Source organism: Nonomuraea sp. KM90 (assembly GCF_052246675.1).
Taxonomy (GTDB): domain Bacteria; phylum Actinomycetota; class Actinomycetes; order Streptosporangiales; family Streptosporangiaceae; genus Nonomuraea.
Genome location: NZ_JBQQCB010000416.1, coordinates 1 through 608 on the forward strand (window position 1 = coordinate 1; position 608 = coordinate 608).

A 608-nucleotide genomic window follows, 5' to 3' on the forward strand; every position below is an offset into this window, starting at 1 on the left:
GCGACGGCACCCGCGCGGCCAGGCTCGGCGCCGACGGCTACGTCGGCCTCGGCTTCCCCGACGTGGGCGCGTTGCTGGCCCGCCCGGACTGGGCCGAGCGGGCCGCCGCCGGGAGCGAGCCGGTGACCGCCGACGGCCTGGCGCCGGTCGTGCCCCGGCCGGGCAAGGTGCTGTGCGTCGGGCTCAACTACCGCAACCACATCCTGGAGATGGGACGCGACCTGCCCGAACACCCAACGCTGTTCGCCAAGTACGCCGAGGCCCTCATCGGCCCCCACGACGACATCCAGCTCGCCCCCGAGTCGTCGGCCGTGGACTGGGAGGCAGAGCTGGCCGTGGTGATCGGCGCGACGGTCCGGCGGGCCTCGGAGGAGGAGGCGGCCGCGGCCATCGCCGGGTTCACCGTCATGAACGACGTCACCATGCGCGACTGGCAGTTCCGTACCAAGGAATGGCTGCAGGGCAAGACGTTCGAGGGCACCACGCCGCTCGGCCCGGTGCTCGTCACCCCCGACGAGCTGCCCGGCGGAGTCCGCCCGGCCCTGCCCATCTCCTGCCGGGTGGACGGCGCGGTGATGCAGCAGGCCGACACCTCCGACCTGGTATTC

General features: G+C 73.5%; 1 protein-coding gene. It reads left to right on the top strand.

Features of this window, described 5'->3' with window-relative positions:
* The coding region (locus ACTWPW_RS64540) for a fumarylacetoacetate hydrolase family protein (RefSeq protein WP_443175090.1) at positions 1-608 on the top strand (608 nt) is incomplete at both ends.